This is a genomic window from Blautia sp. MSJ-19, from assembly GCF_018918125.1.
Taxonomy (GTDB): domain Bacteria; phylum Bacillota; class Clostridia; order Lachnospirales; family Lachnospiraceae; genus Blautia_A.
This window is the reverse complement of the sequence record NZ_JAHLQA010000042.1, coordinates 127,427-144,875: the sequence shown is the minus strand read 5'-3', so window position 1 is coordinate 144,875 and position 17,449 is coordinate 127,427. Positions and strand designations below refer to the sequence as shown.

Below are 17,449 nucleotides of genomic sequence, written 5' to 3'. Positions count from 1 at the left end.
CAACACCTCCTTTATTCAACCACAGTAAAGTCGACAGTCCTTCTCAGTGCATCTGCATCTGCTACACGGACGCGTAACTTCTGTCCCAGATGATATACCTTTTTGGTCAGCTCACCACGGAGTTCATAATTTTCCTCATCAAAAGCATAGTAATCATCGGACAGTGCCGTAATATGCACCAGTCCTTCTACTGTATTTGGCAGCTCGACATAAAGTCCATATGCAGTCACGCCGGAAATGATTCCCTCAAATTCTTCTCCCAGATGATAAGACATATACTCTGCCTTTTTGAGACGGTCTGATTCCCTCTCTGCTTCCTGTGCACGCCTCTCACATACGCTGGACTGTTCTGCCACATTCTCAAGGATTTCTCTGTAATGTTCTGTCTTGCCTTCTCTCTGAAGTCTCCCCCTGATATTATCACGAATGATACGATGGATCTGTAAATCCGGATATCTTCGGATCGGAGAAGTAAAATGACAGTAATATCTTGCAGCAAGTCCAAAATGTCCACTGCATTCTGTTGTATAACGTGCCTGTTTCATAGTTCGCAGCATCAGTCTGCTGATCATTGTCTCATTCGGCATTCCCTGGATCTGCTCCAGAATTTCCTGAATTTCTTTTGGCGAGATCTCTTCCCGTGCTTTTCGTACCTGAATACCCTGATGCCTGAGAAGCGTCAATAGACTTTCCACTCTCTCCGGATCCGGATTTTCGTGCGTACGATACACAAACGGATACTCGCCGCGGCAATATTCTTTTGCCACGGTCTCATTTGCCATCAGCATAAAATCTTCTATGATCTGTGTTGCTACATTTGCCTCATAAGGCTTTACATCGATCGCTCTGCCGGCTCCATTAAGTATGATCTTGCTTTCCGGGAAATCAAAATCAATCGATCCACGGTTATGTCGTTTGCTTCTCAGAAGAGCGGACAGTTCTTTCATCAGGAAAAACATCGGTACGAATTCCTGATATTCTCTGCTAGTTTCAGTATCTCCATCCTCCAGAATGCGGCGCACCTGATTGTAACTCATGCGGCGATCTACACGTATGATCGTTTCTGCAATCTCGTGTCCTACCACAGTTCCTTCTTCATCAATATCCATGAGGCAGCTCAATGTCAGACGATCCTGCCCCTGATTCAATGAACAGATTCCATTGGAAAGACGTTCCGGAAGCATCGGTATCACACGATCTGCAAGGTATACACTTGTTCCCCGCTTCAAAGCTTCCTTATCCAGTGCACTGCCTCCCTGCACATAATTACTTACGTCAGCAATATGCACTCCAAGATGATAAATACCATTTTCTTTTGTAAGAGACACGGCATCATCAAGATCTTTGGCGTCCTCCCCGTCGATCGTTACCGTCACAAGTCCGGTCAGATCTTTGCGGCCGTCTCTGTCTGCTTCCTGCACATGATCCGGCACACGCATCGCCTGATTCATAACCTTTACCGGAAATTCTGTCGGAATACTAAAACTGCGGACAATAGCAAGGATATCTGTACCCGGAGCATTCATACTGCCAAGATTTTCTTTGATTTTTCCTTCTGGTTTGCGATGTTCATTTCCATAATCAACGATCTCCGCCACAACCTTATCCCCGTCACGGACACCCCTGGCATTTTTTGGCGAAATATAGATATCCTTTGAAAACTTCTGATTATCACAGAGAATAAATCCATAATCCCTTTCTCTCTGAAAAGTCCCGACCACTTCCTGGTTAACACGCTCCAGTATCTTGTATACAACACCCTCTCTGCGTTTTCCGCTTTTGGATTCCTTTTTCAGAAGAACCTGCACACGATCCTGGTGCATGGCAGTCCCTGTTGCATCTGCCGGGATAAAGATATCCTCCTCTTCGCCTTCGATTTCCACAAAGCCAAACCCCTTGTGGTTTCCAATAAACGTTCCCTCTTTGACCAGCCCCTGTTTACTGAGTGCACGGATATCTTTTTTCTTTGGTTTAAAGATCTGTTTTTCTTTGGAAAATTTTTTCTGTTTTTTCTTTTCCCAAATTTTCTTTCTGCTCAATTATGCTCCTTTACTTTGAGAAAAAAAAGCACTCTTGTGATTATACAAGAGTGTTTCCTTCTGACAATTCTTAAAAATTCATATTCAAAACTGCTGCCAGTACAAAAAATAACACTGCCATAATTGTGGTAGCTCGAACAAGACCACCTTCCATAGAACGTCCTTTATTTCTTCCCCAGTAGGAATCTGCTGCACCGGAAATCGTTCCACCCAGACCCTGCTGCTTGCCTTCCTGCATCAGAACAACGACAGTAAGAGCAATACAATCTATGGCAAAAATAACAGTAAGAATAGTTCTCAGTATCTGCACTTCGGTTACACCTCCTAATCAACTAGAGGTTATTGTATCATAACAGACCTTTGATTTCAACCGTTTTTACTTATTTCCACGCTAAAAATCCCTGTCCGTACCCTGTTTTTCAAAAGGATTTTCATAGACTGCCATTTTTTCCAGTCGTTCTGCGATCCGAAGCAGCTGATTGTATTTTGCATTTCTGTCTGATCGGCACGGTGCGCCGGTTTTAATCTGTCCTGCCCCCGTCGCAACTGCCAGATCCGCAATAAAATCATCCTCCGTTTCTCCTGATCTGTGAGAGATCACCGCTCTGTATCCCGCACGCTGCGCCATCTCTACGGCATCCATAGCTTCGCTAAGCGTTCCGATCTGATTGACTTTTACAAGAATCGCGTTCGCAGCCTTAAGCTGTATACCACATTTCAGCCTTTTGATATTCGTCACAAACAGATCATCCCCCACAAGCTGCACTCTGCCGCCAAGTCTTTCCGTCATCTTCTGCCATCCATCCCAATCATCTTCCTGCAGTCCGTCTTCAATGGAAACAATCGGAAATTCTTCCAGAAGGCTTTCATAATAATCGATCATTTCTTCTGCATTACGAAGGATTTCTTTTCCCTTCATCTGACTTTCCCCCGGGAAATAGTAGCAGTCCAGTTTTTCATCATACAGTTCGCTGGCCGCCGCATCAATTGCAATCCAGATTTCTTTTCCCGGTCTGTATCCCGCCTTTTCCACTGCCTGCACGATGACTGCAAGAATGTCTCTGGAATCCGCCAGATCCGGTGCAAATCCCCCTTCATCACCAACCGCTGTAGACAACCCTCGCTCTTTTAGAAGAATGCGAAGAAGCTGGTAAATTTCTACACACATGCGAATTCCTTCTTCAAAGTTTTCCGCACCGGCAGGCATGATCATAAATTCCTGCAGATCAACGGTATTGTCCGCATGCTTTCCACCATTCAGGATATTCATCATCGGAACAGGCATTATCTTCGTATGGCATCCCCCAAGATACTGATGCAGCGGAACACGCAATGCCATTGCCGCAGCCCTTGCTACTGCCATGGACACACCAAGCGTGGCATTCGCACCGACACTGCTTTTATTATCTGTCCCGTCTGTATCTATCAGAATCTGATCGATTCGATTCTGATCCAGGGCATTTTCTCCTGTAACTGCATCCGCAAGTCTGGTATTCACATTCTGCACTGCTTTTTCCACGCTGAGCCCCGTATAATAGCCCTTTTTCCCATCGCGTAATTCTACCGCTTCAAACCTTCCGGTAGATGCTCCGGACGGAACAATCGCCCTCGCAGTGTATCCATTTATCCCAATCACTCCTTCTCCTACTGTAACTTCCACTTCCACAGTCGGATTTCCTCTGGAATCCAGCACCTGCCTGGCATGAACTTTTCGAACAGGAAGATAACGAAACATACTCTGACCTCCTTAACTTTCTTTTTTATGATTGACATTTTTTATTTTCTCCTTCTGGCTGGTTTCTATACCTTTGTTTCGTTTTATATTTTCAGTTATTTCTATATCTTTTTTCATTTTTACAGTCTGTTATATTTTTTTCTTATTTTTTTCTATTTTTATATTGACAATCACGATATTATCTGTTATAGTTAGATCATAAAACAAAAGGAACTACAAAATAAAGAAAAAGGAGCGTGAAACCACCGAAAACTTAAGTGATTTCCAGCAATTCAAGAAAGGAAGGTACAGACCACCAGAAACTTAAATGAATTTCCTTTATAATTTATGAAAGAGAGGTACGGACCACCAAGAACGTAAACATCTAATTCCAAATGTTTTAACTTTCACAGGAGGTACATTCCATTGGAAACTGAACAGTAAAAGAGCCACCAGAAATCAAAAATCTGATGGCTCTAATTTTTTACCCTTCTGCATATACTTTCTAAAAACAAATCTCCCGAGGTTCTATGAAATCCTCTCATCCCTTTCCTCTTATTCCAAAACTGATCTTTTTTCTGGCCGGTGCCTTTATCCTTGGTGCCCAGATAGGAAAGCTCCATGCTCACCAAAAAACTTTTTCTGCCTCTCCTGCCTCTTCCGAATCGGTAAGCTGGGGGCTGAGTTTCCAGCAGGAAGGCACGCGTCCGGTCGGCAATGCATCAATTGAAGAACTCCGTCCATACAATGCCTATTATGCTGATGACACCGAAGAAAAAATCCTGTATCTCACTTTTGATGCAGGCTACGAAAACGGAAATACGCCTCTGATTCTGGATGCGCTCAAAAAGCACAATGCCCCTGCCACATTCTTTGTTGTCGGAAACTTTATCGCAGACCAGCCAGAACTTATCCGCCGCATAGTCTCAGAAGGACACACCGTAGGCAATCATACGATGACTCATCCGGATATGTCCGGCATCTCCTCAAAAGAAGCTTTCCAAAAACAGCTTCAGGGCGTGGAAGAACTATATGAATCTGTCACCGGCGAAAAGATGACCAGATTTTATCGTCCACCTCAGGGGATCTACAGCGTGTCCAATCTTTCTATGGCGAAAGAACTGGGGTATTCCACTTTTTTCTGGAGCCTTGCTTATGTGGACTGGATTCAGGATCAGCAGCCTTCCAGAGAAGAAGCCTTCCAGAAACTGCTCAGCCGCATTCATCCCGGTGCAATCGTCCTTCTGCACAATACCTCTTCCACCAACGGGCAGATTCTCGATGAACTGCTGACAAAATGGGAAGAAATGGGCTATCAGTTCCATTCATTAAAAGAACTGACCGGAATCTGAATTCCGGTCAGCCCATTTTAACTGTTCTCTTAATTTTATTTGTCTGATTTTTCTTTTGTATGGAGATCTTCTTTGATCTGTGAACTGGAAATTTCCGGTGTACGTGGAAGATATACCACCTCACATCCCTCTTCCCTGAGGAAGTCAAATTTTCCTTTCCAGTCATCTCCCATCACAAAAGTATCCACATGATACTCTTTGACATCTGTGCGTTTCTGCTCCCAGTTTTCCTCCGGGATCACAAGATCCACATAACGTATCGCTTCCAGAAGCTGTTTGCGTTTCTCATAAGAAAAGTAGCATTTCTTCTGTTTTTCGTTCCAGTTAAATTCATCCGTAGAAAGACCAACGATCAGGTAATCTCCCATCTGTCGTGCCCGACGCAGCAGATTGATATGTCCGTAATGCAGCAGATCAAAGGTTCCGTATGTGATTACACGTTTCATTTCTGTATTCCTCTCTTTATATGAAATCTCTGTCTTAATATCTGTTCAGACATCTCATACAATAATCAAAGATACGAAGATACGTCTCATCAGAATAATGCAGTCCATCATAAATTCCCGCATTGTAACGATTGCTGATCCAGCCATATGTCTGAAGATTTGTACAGGTGTTGATGTACGTAAAAGATTTGTTCTTTCCGGTACACAATTTCTGGTAGATCGTCTTATTAAATGCAGCCACCTGTGCTTCTGTCCTGTTCTTTCCACCGGAGCTGCGAACCATCGCACTGTTTATCGGATTGACAGACATATAGTACATCTTACAGTTATATTTCTTTAAATTCGTCGCAACCTTTTTCATATATGTCACATAGGCAGAGCCACTGCTGAGATCATTGACGCCAAGATTGATGACTACAGCTTTCCGCGCAGACTTCGGCATAGATTTTACAGACCTGAGCAGGGTACTGTATCCGGTACTCTTAAACCAGGTCAGTCCTTCTCCGCCTTTTGCAATAAATTCAACATTGGACGGAGCAGACTCTCCCAGTGCAAGCTTTGTATCTACTGTTCGAGAATCTCCTACCATAAACACTCTGTCATATGCAAAAGCAGAATTTATAGTCGTCGGAGCCTTATCCATAGAGCTTCCGAAAACTACCATATAATATTTGCCACTTTTTCCAGGAATCCTGTCTCCTGCCTTGTAATCAGCATTCGAAAGTTTATTCTTGCCCTTTGTGCGAGACCATCCCAGACACATGTTACCAGAATTCAGATTAACTGCCGGAAATGTTGCCGTTCCAGAGGAATTGGACACATTCTTCCAGTAAGATCCATCGTATTTGTACAATTTGATTCCGGTAACCTTCTGCTGCACCGCATAATATTTGAGATTACTTTTTACTTTAACAGAAGCTCCCGCCTTTTTGGATACTTTTCCGCCGGCTTTTGTCGCCCAGCCCGTAAATTTGTAATTTTCATTAGAACTCAGAGACGGCAGCTTGGCATTATAGCCGGTAACAATCGTCTGTCTCAGACTTGTATATTCTTTTTTTCCGTTTGCCGTGTAAAAGCGCACCGTATATTCTCTGTACAGATTCAGACAGAACTTTGTATTCTGGTTGATCTGGATCTTACGGCCTGCAGAATATTTGTACTGCTGTCCATCAATCTTAGCGATCCAGACCGCTTTATATCCTGATCTGTTTACCTTCGGAAGCTCAATATAGCCGCCTTTTTCTACTGTTCTGGCAAGTTTGCGGTAATAATCGCTGGAAATCTGACCCTTTGCATTTGCAAAAGTAACTTTACAGGTCTGTGTCACAACCGGTTCCTCTGCCGCCCGAACCTTCTGTGGACTTCCAAACACACCAACTACGGCTAACAGCATTACTAAAAGACATACACACTTCCATCTGGCAGTAATTTTTCTCATAAATAACTCCTTATTTTCTTTGCAACTACTCATTTCCAAATAATAACACAGAGTTCTCAAACGCCCTGTGTGTTCACTATAACAGTTTTCATCTGATGATGCAATGTATTTTTAAATCAAATTTCATATTTTCGTCACATTTTCCAATGACCGCTCTATTTGTTCAGAAACTCCATGCAAGAATCATAAATGCGCAGATACGTTTCATTCGAATAATGCACACCATCATAAGTGCCCGTATTATTTTTGCTGCTGATCCATCCGTTTTTCTGCAGACCGCTGCAGATATCCATATATGTATATCCTCCTTTTCGGGTGCAGATCACCGTCCGGATCATACGATTAAAATCCCTCACCTGCTTTTCTGTTCTTGAAACTCTGCCAAGATAATTTTTGATCATGGCGCTGTTTACCGGATTCACAGACATATAATACATTTTGCAATTGTAAGGCTTCAGTTTTGCTGCCATCTTTTTCATATATTCCGGGTAAGAACTGTACATGCCATTTTTCCACAGATCATTTGCCCCCATATTGACGATTACCGCTTTTTTTATGTCTTTAGGCTGCTTTCTGACATCCGCATACAGTTGTTTAAATCCAGTACTCTGCAGCCATTTCAAGCCTTCTCCTCTTTTGCAGATCAGAACAGTATCTGAAGGTTTCGCTCTGCCCAGAGCCACTCCCATTCCATAAGTTCTGGAATCGCCTACAAAATATACTCTTTTAAATTTATTCTGTGTTGCCCGCACCGCAGGTGCCTGATCCTGTGACTGCCGAAACACTACCATATAGTAAGTACCTGTTTTTGATGGAATCCTGTCCCCTGCATAATACTCTGGATTCGAGGATCTGTTTTTTGTTTTTGACCATCCCAGAAACATATCCCCATTCCCGACATCCAGAAGCGGAAATACCGCGGTACCTTTTTCATTGGAAACTGTCCGGTATGCTCTGCCGTCCTCTCTGCACAAAACCACAACTGAGCGGTTCTTTTTGATCGCATAGAGATTCAGATTTCTTGTTATCTTAACTCTGCTGCTTTGCTTTCTCCAGACTTTTCCACCTTTTGTCTTTGCCCATCCAAGACTGATCTGACCTGTTTCCGTCGGGATTGTCCGCAGCGTGATCGTTCTTCCTTTTCTCACCTTCTGCCTCAGCTCTTTATATTCCCTTCCACCATTTCGAGTATAATATCTGACATAGCAGTATGAACTGTCAGATGCTGCTGATACCGGGTGTACATCACCTATCAGAAGGATTGCAAAAAGCAGTAACAGCAGTCCGCATATTCCTTTTCTTCTCCCGAAATCACTGTTCACTTTCATCACATCTCCCCCTGTTATTTTTGATATCCTAATTACAGGATACTTTGTTTATCTTTTAATTGCAATCTTTTTCCATGCTTTTTTGCATATATACTCTGTACTTCCGGAAGAACACCTATTTGACAGATAGTTTCTCCTGTGATAGTCTTCCATTAAAAAGAAATTCTGTTTTAACAATGGAGCACTACTATGGACCGTATTTTTACTTACTCTGTTTCAGATGCGGAGAACGGTATGATCGTTCTTGGCTTTCTTCGCAGGAAAGGATTTTCCAGACACATCCTGACCGCAATGAAAGCCGACCACGAAGCCCTCTCGGTAAACGGACAGAAAGCCGGAGGAAGAACCGTGCTTACCGCCGGTGACTGTTTGCGTGTACGTCTTCAGGAAACCGTTTCCTCCGAGAATATTCTTCCTACTCCCATGGAAATTTCCATATTATATGAAGATGAAGATATTCTCGTGGTCAACAAGCCAGCCGACATGCCTGTCCATCCTTCTATCGGAAACTATACCAATACCCTCGCCAACGGTATCACTGCTTATCTGGAAAGCAAGGGCGAACATTGTCCTTTTCGCTGTATCAACCGTCTGGACCGGGACACTTCCGGCGCACTTATTCTCGCAAAAAACGCATTGAGTGCTGCCGTCCTCTCAGTCCAGATGCGAAATCGTGAGATCCGCCGCACGTATCTGGCTGTCGTTGAGGGAATCACGCACAAAAGAGGAACCATTTCCGCACCGATCAGTCGTGTTGCAGATTCTGTGATTGAACGTCATGTAGATTTTATCAATGGCGAAACAGCAATCACACATTACCAGCGACTGGAAACCAAAAACGGCAATTCTCTTCTCGAGATTCATCTGGAAACCGGACGCACACACCAGATCCGCGTTCATATGGGCTATATCGGTCATCCTCTTCCTGCTGATTATCTTTACCATCCGGTATATGATCAGTTCTGCCGGCAGCCGCTTCACTCTTTTCAACTGGAATTCCGACATCCCATCACCGGCCGGCAACTGTGTCTGACGGCTCCTGTTCCGGAAGATATGTGTAATTTCTTTTAGCTACAGATAAAAACGTAAAAAGCTGTTTTTCCCTCGGAAATATAGATCTCCGTTGTGAAAAACAGCTTTTGTTTATTTATTCTTGTCGTAAACGATCTGAAGGCCTTTCAGGAGAAGATCTCCATCCAGGATCATCTTACGTTTACAGTGTGGAATGATTTTTCTTGACATTCCGCCTGTGGCGATCACAGTCACCTTCTGTCCAAGTTCTTCCTCGATTCTGTCAATGATACCATCCACAGCGGCCGCATTGCCATAAAGAATTCCACTTTTCATACAGTCTACTGTATTCTTTCCAATGATCTTCTTTGGCTCCTCGATACTGATTCCACTCAGCTGTGAAGCTCTGGACGTCAATGCATCCAGAGATATCTGCACACCTGGCAGGATCATGCCTCCAATATAGTGTTTCTTATCATCCACTACCGAAATCGTAGTCGCTGTCCCCATATCGATGATCACAAGCGGAACAGGATACTGTGCCAGAGCTGCAACCGCATCTGCTACTCGATCTGCTCCCATCTCCCCCGGATTATCCAGCATGATATTCAGTCCGGTCTTTACTCCAGGCCCAAGGATCATAGCATCTTTCTTCAGAATTTTCTGTACGGCAAGTCTCGCTGCCGATGTAATCTGCGGTACAACAGAAGAAATAATGGCTCCCTCAATATCCGACCGGTTGATATGATAGATATCAAGGATCGTCTTGATATCTATTGCATATTCCAGTTCGGTCTTTGTACGAATCGTGGAAATTCGTTCCGTAAAATATATTTTTTCTTTATCAATACAGCCAACAACAATGTTGGTGTTTCCAATATCAATGGCTAAAATCATAGTTTTCATTCCTGTCTATAGGCTTTTATGCAGCAGTATCTGGTTTTGCAATCTGAGCTGCCGGAATCAGATGTGCTTTGGAAAGTGCTGTTCCTACAGCCGCTGTGATGATCGTAGAAGAAACCATTTCACTGACTGCATTCACGCCAACCATCAGGCAGCATCCAACGATGATGTTGTGTCCACCCATCAGATTCTGGATCAGTTCTGTATTTCCAAACATCACAACCAATGCCGTCATAAAGAACAGAGTATTCAGAAAAGCGGAAAAGAATCCGGTCACTGCGCAGGACACATAAGTGTTGGCTTTTTTGTGAATGCCTCTGTAAATAAAACCGATACAGATTCCATCAAGAATACGTGGTCCAAAGCACTGTACGGCAGTCATAAACGGATTGATCTGGAACAGTGCTGATCCCAGTGCACTTACTCCACCAATTCCCATTGCCTGCATAAAACTGGTCAGACCAAAAACAGCTCCTGCGATCGCGCCGCCTGTCGGGCCAAGTACGATGGCGCAGACTGCAACCGGAATCACGTTAAATGTTACTGCCAGCGGACCAATGTTCAGATATCCCAGTGGTGTGTAAGCCATCAGGAAAAGGATTCCTGCCATAAGGCCAAGAATAGTCAGCTGTGATGTGGTAAATTTCTTTGTTTTCATGTTTTCCTCCTTGTTATCGTTCCCTTACGCGGGATACAATACGGTGCGGAATTGCGGGCATATGAATTTTTATTTACCCGCCTCCTGGTAAACGGGTTACTGTTCCTCTCTTTCTTTCTGAATCGAGAGAATTTTATCCAGGATGACGTTGGCTGCATCCTCCTTGCTCATAAGCTGGAGTGATACGTCTTCATCCTGTGTAATCAGAGTCAGAACATTGGTATCTCCCTGGAATCCTGCTCCTGCCACTTTGAGATTATTGGCAGCAACCATATCCAGATGTTTTTTTCCAAGTTTGGCTCTGGAATTACCAAGCATATTCTGAGTTTCCATGGAAAATCCACACAAAAACTGACCAGGCAGCCGATGTTCTCCAAGATATCCAAGGATATCGTCTGTCTTCTCCAGTTCAATGCTCATCTGTTCGTCATGCTTTTTGACCTTATCCTCATAAACATTTGCCGGGCGATAGTCTGCCACTGCCGCAGCTTTGATGATAATGTCCTGCTCAAAGCTTACAGATGTCACTGCATCAAACATTTCTCTGGCGGTTACAACCGGAACAAGTTTCACAAACGGTGGTGGCTCAATTGCACACGGTCCGCTTACAAGCGTCACGTCTGCCCCGCGGAGCATGGCTGCTCTTGCCAGCGCATAGCCCATCTTTCCAGAAGAATGATTGGTGATATAACGCACAGGATCGATCGATTCCTGTGTAGGTCCGGCAGTTACAAGAACCTTCCGGCCCAGGAGATCCTTTTCCCTGGCAATCTCTCTGAGAATATAATCCAACAGCATTTCCGGCTCCGGCATTTTGCCGGCTCCCGTATCCCCACATGCCAGATAACCACTGGCAGGTTCGATCACTTCGTATCCATAATGCTGCAGGATCGCCAGATTATCCTGAACGATCGGATTTTCATACATATTTGTATTCATGGCAGGTGAAACGATCTTTTTACATTTACATGCCATGATCGTAGTTGTCAGCATATCATCTGCAATTCCGTGTGCCAGCTTGCCGATCACATTTGCGCTCGCCGGTGCGATCATCACCACATCCGCCTGCTTTGCGATGGAAACATGCTCCACACTGAACTGAAAATTTCTGTCAAAGGTATCCACCAGGCATTTGTTTCCGGTGAGTGTTTCAAACGTAATAGGATTGATAAAATTCGTGGCATTCTGTGTCATCAGCACATGTACCTGTGCATGAAGTTTCTTCAAAGCACTTGCAAGATATGCAATCTTGTATGCCGCAATACTTCCGGTTACTCCCAGAAGGACGGTTTTGCCTTTTAACATCTCGTTCTCCTCCTTTGGCTGACAATGCTTTTCTGCATCTGTTTCATTATAACAGTCCTGTGTGTAATTGCAATGTATTTTTCCCGTGTTCGATTTTTTGTACAGCATTTTATTGAAACTCACAAAAATCTATACTATAGTAAATACAGTTTATTGTAATTTCGGAGGTTCTATATGAAAGCAGTTCAGATCACACAATGGTGTGCCCGTTTCATCCGCGAACAGGTACAGTCCGGTGACATCTGCATAGATGCCACTATGGGAAACGGCAACGATACCCTTCTTCTCAGCAAATTATGCAAAGAAAAAGGACACGTATTCGCTTTTGATATTCAGGAACAGGCACTCACCAATACACGCAGAAAACTTCAGGAAGCAGATGCACCGGAAAACTATACCCTTCTTCTGGAATCGCACACAGACATCGATCACTACGTCGATCCAGGTACTGTCAGCTGCATTACCTTTAACCTCGGATATCTTCCAGGCGGAGACCATGCAAAAGCCACTCACGCAGATTCCAGTATACAGGCCCTGGAAAAAAGTCTTTCTCTTCTGAAAAAGGGCGGTCTGATTTCTCTGTGCATCTACAGTGGAGGCGATTCTGGTTTTGAAGAGCGTGATGCCGTACTTGCATGGCTCAAAAACCTGGACAGCCGCCAGTATCTGGTAATCCGCAGCGACTATTATAACCGCCCCAATGATCCGCCTATTCCAGTTCTGATCATCCGCCAGTAAAACAAAAGGGACGGAGTTCATGGCACTGAATACCATGAACTTCATCCCCTGTTCCATCAGTCTGTAATCCTGATGCTCTCGATCACCGGCTGCTCATCCGCCTTGATCGTTCCGTTATCATCTGTTGGTTTTGCTTCTTTGCAAATCTTGTCTACAATATCCATTCCATCTGTCACGCTGCCAAATGCCGCGTAGTCTCCATCCAGAAAGATGCTGTCCGACTGCACGATAAAGAATTGTGAGCTTGCACTGTCCGGATCTGAAGACCTGGCCATGGAAATCGTTCCTCTGACATGAGAAATATCATTCTTTACACCATTGCTGGAAAACTCACCTTTGATCGTCTCTCCGGAACCGCCGGTTCCGTTTCCCTTCGGATCTCCGCCCTGCATCATAAAGCCATCCATGATCCTCCAGAAGGTCAGCCCGTCATAAAAGCCTTCCTGTGCCAGCTTTACGAAATTGGTGACTGTGACCGGTGCTGTATCCGCATCCAGTTCCACCAGAATATCTCCGTAATCGCGGATGCTGATATCTGCATGATGAATGCCTGTCAGTTCTTCGCTTGTATCAAGAACCTCTGTCTCTGCTCCCTCTCCGTCTGCACCATCAGTAAATCCTGCTTCTTCTGCCTCTTCTTCGCTTGCCACATTCTGTACTTTTTCGGTATCTTTATCTTCTGATTTGTCGTCTGTACTTTCTGTTTTTGTGTCTTCTGCACTTTTGCTGCTGCCGCATCCCGTAAGTGTACCCGCAGCCAATACAACTGCAAAAAGCACTGCCAGAACTCTGGATTTCATGATCTGTTCCTCCTGTCTTATCTTTTTTACCATATCGCTGTTGTGAACAGTTGTCATCAATATACCATTATGAAGATGCAAAGTCAAATCCTGACTTGTAACCATCGCCGGGCTCTGCTACAATAAAAAGCAGTATACAGAAAGGACGAATCTACCATGAAAAAAATCGCAAGTTTTACCATAGACCACATCAAACTTCAACCAGGTATTTATGTCTCCCGCAAGGACTACCTTGGTGATCAGGTCATTACTACTTTTGATATCCGTATGACTTCCCCCAATGAAGAACCCGTTATGAACACAGCAGAACTCCATGCCATGGAACACCTGGCAGCTACTTTTCTCCGCAACCACGCAGAATTCGGTCAGAAAATCATCTACTGGGGACCAATGGGATGCCGCACCGGCAACTATCTTCTTCTCGCAGGGGATTACGAATCTAAAGATATCGTGCCCCTCATGACCGAGATGTTTGAATTTATCCGCGACTTTGAAGGTGAAATCCCGGGAGCTTCCGCAAAGGATTGCGGAAACTATCTGGATATGAACCTTGGCATGGCAAAATATCTGGCAGATAAATATTTGACAAATGTGCTTTATGATATCAAGCCAGAACGCCTGACTTACCCGGAATAATCCTGCAATTTTCCTATATATTTCAAAAAGCTGAACCTCTGTAATCAGAAGTTCAGCTTTTTATAAGTGATCTGTCAGAATCCTACTGGGCAGCCGCTGTCGCATCCGCAGTTGTGGTACCCGCCGGAGCTTCTGTAGATACATACTGTGCATTTACATAGCCAGTCTGGTCATTAATGCTGACCTCTACCCACTGTCCATCCTCACTCACACCGGTACTGGTCAATGTCTGTCCAACCGTTGTTCCGGTAATGATCTGTGCATCTGTACTGCAATCAGAACGAACATTTACACCTTCAATCGCATAATAAGTTGCATCTTGTTTTATGATATTTACACCGCTCGCAGTCTGTGACATTTCCGGTGCCGGCGTTGGTGTTGCCTCCGGTGTCGGTGTCACTTCCGGTGTTGGTGTCGCAGTTGGAGTCGGAGTTGCTTCAATCACAGTCACCGTAGAATCCTCTCCACCGGTGCTGTATCCGCATCCGGACGCCGCCACAGCCAGCCCGGCAAGCACGATCAGTAATCTGGATTTCTTCATAGAAATAATTTCCTCCTTTATAGCGCATAAGCATAACAACACTATACTCCAATACTGGTATATTATGCAAGCCTTTTTTCACAGCCTGCAATTGCATTACTGTTTGTAATCCCCCCGGTCTGTCACGATCTCACAGCCGATAGTTTCCATCCTTCTGTTCAGGCACATCCTGCATTCTGCCGCTTCATCTCCTGTACAGATCTTGCCATCGTAAAGCATATACTTCTTTCTCACCGAAACCGGCGACAGATTTGGCATCACTACATTCGCTCCGGAAAGCACTCCCAGTTCTCTGCCTTTTGGATGAATCGTTCCCAGTGCCGTTGTTGCAGGAAGCAGCACTTTGGGCAGCATCAGACGCAACAGGGCAAGATAGAACAACGTATCATCCAGCGTTCCACTTCGTTCATTGCAGAACGGCGTATCCTGATGCGCAATAAATGGACCGATTCCCACCATTTCAGGATTCAGTTCTTTCAGGAAAAGAAAATCTTCTACAAGATCATCTACTGTCTGAAGTGGTGAACCCACCATAAAACCGGCTCCAGTCTGATATCCAAGTTTCTTGAGTGTCCGCAGACAGTTTTTGCGATGTTCACAGGACATCTTCGGTGGATGCAGACGGCTGTAATGACGTGGATCGGCGGTTTCATGACGCAGAAGATAGCGATCCGCTCCTGCCTCCCTGAACGCACGATAGCTGTCTTCTGATTTTTCGCCGATTGAAAGTGTCACTGCGCAGTCCGGATACTTTTCTTTGATCTTACGCACAATCTGTACGATCTTCTGATCCGTATAAAATCCATCCTCTCCACCCTGCAGGACAAACGTACGAAAGCCCAGTTCATATCCCTGGCTGCAGCATTCCAGGATTTCTTCCTCTGTCAGTCTGTAACGCTGTGCATTTTCATTACTTCGTCTTATCCCACAGTAAAAACAGTCATTTTTACAATAATTGGTAAATTCAATCAGCCCGCGTACATAAATCTTATTTCCATATACCTGCTGCCGTACCTGATTTGCCAGCTCACGTGCATACTGATCCCCCTCTGGGGAACGATTCGCCAGAAGCCAGTGAAATTCTTCTGCAGTCAGCATCTGTTCCTGATGCAGTTTATCAATTAAATTTTTCATCTGTTCTCTCCATCCGTCCAGCCTTATATCTGCTTTTTTCCTCTGGCGATATATCTGCCAAGCTTCTCCTGGATCAGTTTTCCATTTTCTACTGCCAGATTTCCTCTCAGAAATACCTTGTCGATTCCGCATTGCAGCTCAAAGCCCTCAAACGGGTTATTATCTGTATTGTACGCGTGAGTTTCAGCCGAAATCACACTCTCTTTTTCCGGGTCCAGCACGACAATATCTGCATCACTTCCAGGCGCGATCACACCTTTTTGCGGATAAACCCCATACAGCTTCGCCGGATTTTCAGCCAAAAACTTACACATCTGTTCCTGCGTGATCCTGCCTTTTTTCACTCCATAAGTATAGAGAAGTGTTCCTCTTGTCTGCACCCCCGGAAGACCTCCAGGTATCTTTGTGAAATCGTCTTTTCCAAGTGCTTTCTGTGCAAGCGTAAAACTGCACTGATCTGTAGCCACCGTCTGAATCTCTTCTTTTGCAAGTGCCTCCCACAGACAATCCTGATCCTCTTTTTTGCGGATCGGAGGTGCACAGACATAAACAGCCCCCTGAAAATCAGGTTTGGAATACACACTGTCTTCCAGCAGAAGATACTGTGGACATGTCTCTGCATATACTTCCTGTCCATCTTCCCTTGCACGCATAACTTCTTCAAAAGCCTTTTTGTTAGTAAGATGCACGACCATTACCGGTGCATTGGCTTCTTTTGCAATAACAAGCAGACGATGTACAGCTTCTGCCTCCATAGTGTCCGGACGTACCAGCGGATGATTTTCCGGTCCCAGTCTGCCTTCTTTTTTTGCCTCTGCGATCAGCGCATCGATCACTCCTGCATTCTCGCAGTGCACTCCGGCAAAACAGCCACACTCGCCCAGCTTTTTCAGAATTTTATACATATCGCAGTCATTCACGATCATAGCCGGATAAGTCATATACAGTTTAAAACTTGTGATTCCGTGATCGATCATATCCTGAACTTCCTGTTCTGTCTTTTCATTCCACTCCACGATTGACATATGGAAGGAATAGTCACAGGAACATTTGTTATCTGCCTTCTGATGCCATTTATCCAGTCCTTCTCTGAGAGTATGTCCTCCTTTGTCCTGAGACGCATAATCAATAACCAGCGTAGTTCCCCCAAGTATCGCTGCTTTTGTTCCAGTCTCAAAATCATCTGCCGTCACAGTTCCTGCCACTTCCAGATCAAAATGTGTATGTCCATCTATAAACCCCGGGAAAAGCAGCTTTCCGCTCACATCGAGCTGCTCCGCATCATCTGCTGCGAGATTTTTCCCTACCTGAACAATTTTTTCACCTTCCACCAGTACATCAAGCTGCTCTGATCGTTCGCCTGTGACAACTGTTCCGTTTTTTAATAAATATTTCACATCTTTCAC

17 protein-coding genes are annotated in these 17,449 nt (G+C 44.5%); 4 read left to right on the top strand and 13 right to left on the bottom strand.

Translation table 11 applies throughout. The features are described from left to right. Nucleotides 1-11 precede the first annotated feature (11 nt). The 3 genes from rnr to eno form a co-directional block, all read right to left on the bottom strand. A complete protein-coding gene (gene rnr, locus KQI91_RS14455; protein ID WP_216393464.1) occupies nt 12-2,039 on the bottom strand; it encodes a ribonuclease R in 2,028 nt (675 codons plus the stop codon). Nucleotides 2,040-2,109: 70 nt separating this feature from the next. Beyond that, the gene (gene secG, locus KQI91_RS14450) at nt 2,110-2,349 is read right to left on the bottom strand and encodes a preprotein translocase subunit SecG (RefSeq protein WP_216393463.1); all 240 of its coding nucleotides are present in this window, start codon (nt 2,347-2,349) and stop codon (nt 2,110-2,112) included. A gap of 81 nt (nt 2,350-2,430) precedes the next feature. Next, nucleotides 2,431-3,774 carry a phosphopyruvate hydratase gene (gene eno / locus KQI91_RS14445; RefSeq protein ID WP_216393462.1) on the bottom strand — a complete coding sequence of 448 codons (1,344 nt, stop codon included), beginning with the start codon at nt 3,772-3,774 and terminating at the stop codon, nt 2,431-2,433. Between the two features lie 509 nt (nt 3,775-4,283). Here eno and KQI91_RS14440 point away from each other — a divergent pair. Next, nucleotides 4,284-5,105, top strand: coding sequence for a polysaccharide deacetylase family protein (locus tag KQI91_RS14440; protein ID WP_216393461.1), 822 nt, complete (start codon nt 4,284-4,286; stop codon nt 5,103-5,105). A gap of 35 nt (nt 5,106-5,140) precedes the next feature. On the opposite strand, the gene tagD is transcribed toward KQI91_RS14440, so the two are convergent. The 3 genes from tagD to KQI91_RS14425 form a co-directional block, all read right to left on the bottom strand. Next, complete coding sequence (gene tagD, locus KQI91_RS14435; RefSeq protein WP_216393460.1) at nt 5,141-5,551, bottom strand: glycerol-3-phosphate cytidylyltransferase; 411 nt, start codon at nt 5,549-5,551, stop codon at nt 5,141-5,143. A gap of 34 nt (nt 5,552-5,585) precedes the next feature. Further along, nucleotides 5,586-6,989, bottom strand: coding sequence for an InlB B-repeat-containing protein (locus KQI91_RS14430; protein ID WP_216393459.1), 1,404 nt, complete (start codon nt 6,987-6,989; stop codon nt 5,586-5,588). Between the two features lie 155 nt (nt 6,990-7,144). Then, on the bottom strand, nt 7,145-8,317 hold the full coding sequence (locus KQI91_RS14425; protein ID WP_216393458.1) for an SGNH/GDSL hydrolase family protein: 1,173 nt from the start codon (nt 8,315-8,317) through the stop codon (nt 7,145-7,147). Nucleotides 8,318-8,506: 189 nt separating this feature from the next. Here KQI91_RS14425 and KQI91_RS14420 point away from each other — a divergent pair, with 189 nt between their 5' ends. Beyond that, nucleotides 8,507-9,388: an RluA family pseudouridine synthase gene (locus KQI91_RS14420; protein ID WP_216393457.1), complete on the top strand. Its 882-nt coding sequence runs from the start codon at nt 8,507-8,509 to the stop codon at nt 9,386-9,388. 72 nt (nt 9,389-9,460) lie between these two features. On the opposite strand, the gene KQI91_RS14415 is transcribed toward KQI91_RS14420, so the two are convergent. From KQI91_RS14415 to coaBC, 3 genes are all read right to left on the bottom strand, one after another. After that, nucleotides 9,461-10,225: a type III pantothenate kinase gene (locus KQI91_RS14415; RefSeq protein WP_216393456.1), complete on the bottom strand. Its 765-nt coding sequence runs from the start codon at nt 10,223-10,225 to the stop codon at nt 9,461-9,463. A 25-nt stretch (nt 10,226-10,250) separates the two neighbouring features. Then, nucleotides 10,251-10,889 carry an ECF transporter S component gene (locus tag KQI91_RS14410; protein WP_216393455.1) on the bottom strand — a complete coding sequence of 213 codons (639 nt, stop codon included), beginning with the start codon at nt 10,887-10,889 and terminating at the stop codon, nt 10,251-10,253. A gap of 96 nt (nt 10,890-10,985) precedes the next feature. Next, entirely contained in the window at nt 10,986-12,194 is a 1,209-nt protein-coding gene (gene coaBC, locus KQI91_RS14405) for a bifunctional phosphopantothenoylcysteine decarboxylase/phosphopantothenate--cysteine ligase CoaBC (RefSeq protein ID WP_216393454.1), read from the bottom strand. 174 nt (nt 12,195-12,368) lie between these two features. Between coaBC and KQI91_RS14400 the strand changes: the two genes are divergently transcribed. Continuing rightward, nucleotides 12,369-12,932 (top strand): tRNA (mnm(5)s(2)U34)-methyltransferase, encoded by a 564-nt coding sequence (locus KQI91_RS14400; RefSeq protein WP_216393453.1) that lies wholly within the window; start codon nt 12,369-12,371, stop codon nt 12,930-12,932. A 56-nt stretch (nt 12,933-12,988) separates the two neighbouring features. On the opposite strand, the gene KQI91_RS14395 is transcribed toward KQI91_RS14400, so the two are convergent. Continuing rightward, on the bottom strand, nt 12,989-13,732 hold the full coding sequence (locus KQI91_RS14395; RefSeq protein ID WP_216393452.1) for a peptidylprolyl isomerase: 744 nt from the start codon (nt 13,730-13,732) through the stop codon (nt 12,989-12,991). Between the two features lie 156 nt (nt 13,733-13,888). On the opposite strand from KQI91_RS14395, the gene KQI91_RS14390 reads away from it, so the two are divergent. Continuing rightward, nucleotides 13,889-14,368, top strand: a complete 480-nt coding sequence (locus KQI91_RS14390; RefSeq protein ID WP_216393451.1) for an S-ribosylhomocysteine lyase — start codon at nt 13,889-13,891, stop codon at nt 14,366-14,368. 82 nt (nt 14,369-14,450) lie between these two features. On the opposite strand, the gene KQI91_RS16220 is transcribed toward KQI91_RS14390, so the two are convergent. From KQI91_RS16220 to hydA, 3 genes are all read right to left on the bottom strand, one after another. Then, nucleotides 14,451-14,909 (bottom strand): SH3 domain-containing protein, encoded by a 459-nt coding sequence (locus KQI91_RS16220; protein WP_216393450.1) that lies wholly within the window; start codon nt 14,907-14,909, stop codon nt 14,451-14,453. Nucleotides 14,910-15,005: 96 nt separating this feature from the next. Next, on the bottom strand, nt 15,006-16,043 hold the full coding sequence (gene hydE, locus KQI91_RS14380; protein WP_216393449.1) for a [FeFe] hydrogenase H-cluster radical SAM maturase HydE: 1,038 nt from the start codon (nt 16,041-16,043) through the stop codon (nt 15,006-15,008). A gap of 23 nt (nt 16,044-16,066) precedes the next feature. Beyond that, a complete protein-coding gene (gene hydA, locus KQI91_RS14375) occupies nt 16,067-17,440 on the bottom strand; it encodes a dihydropyrimidinase (RefSeq protein WP_216393448.1) in 1,374 nt (457 codons plus the stop codon). Between the last annotated feature and the right edge of the window lie 9 nt (nt 17,441-17,449).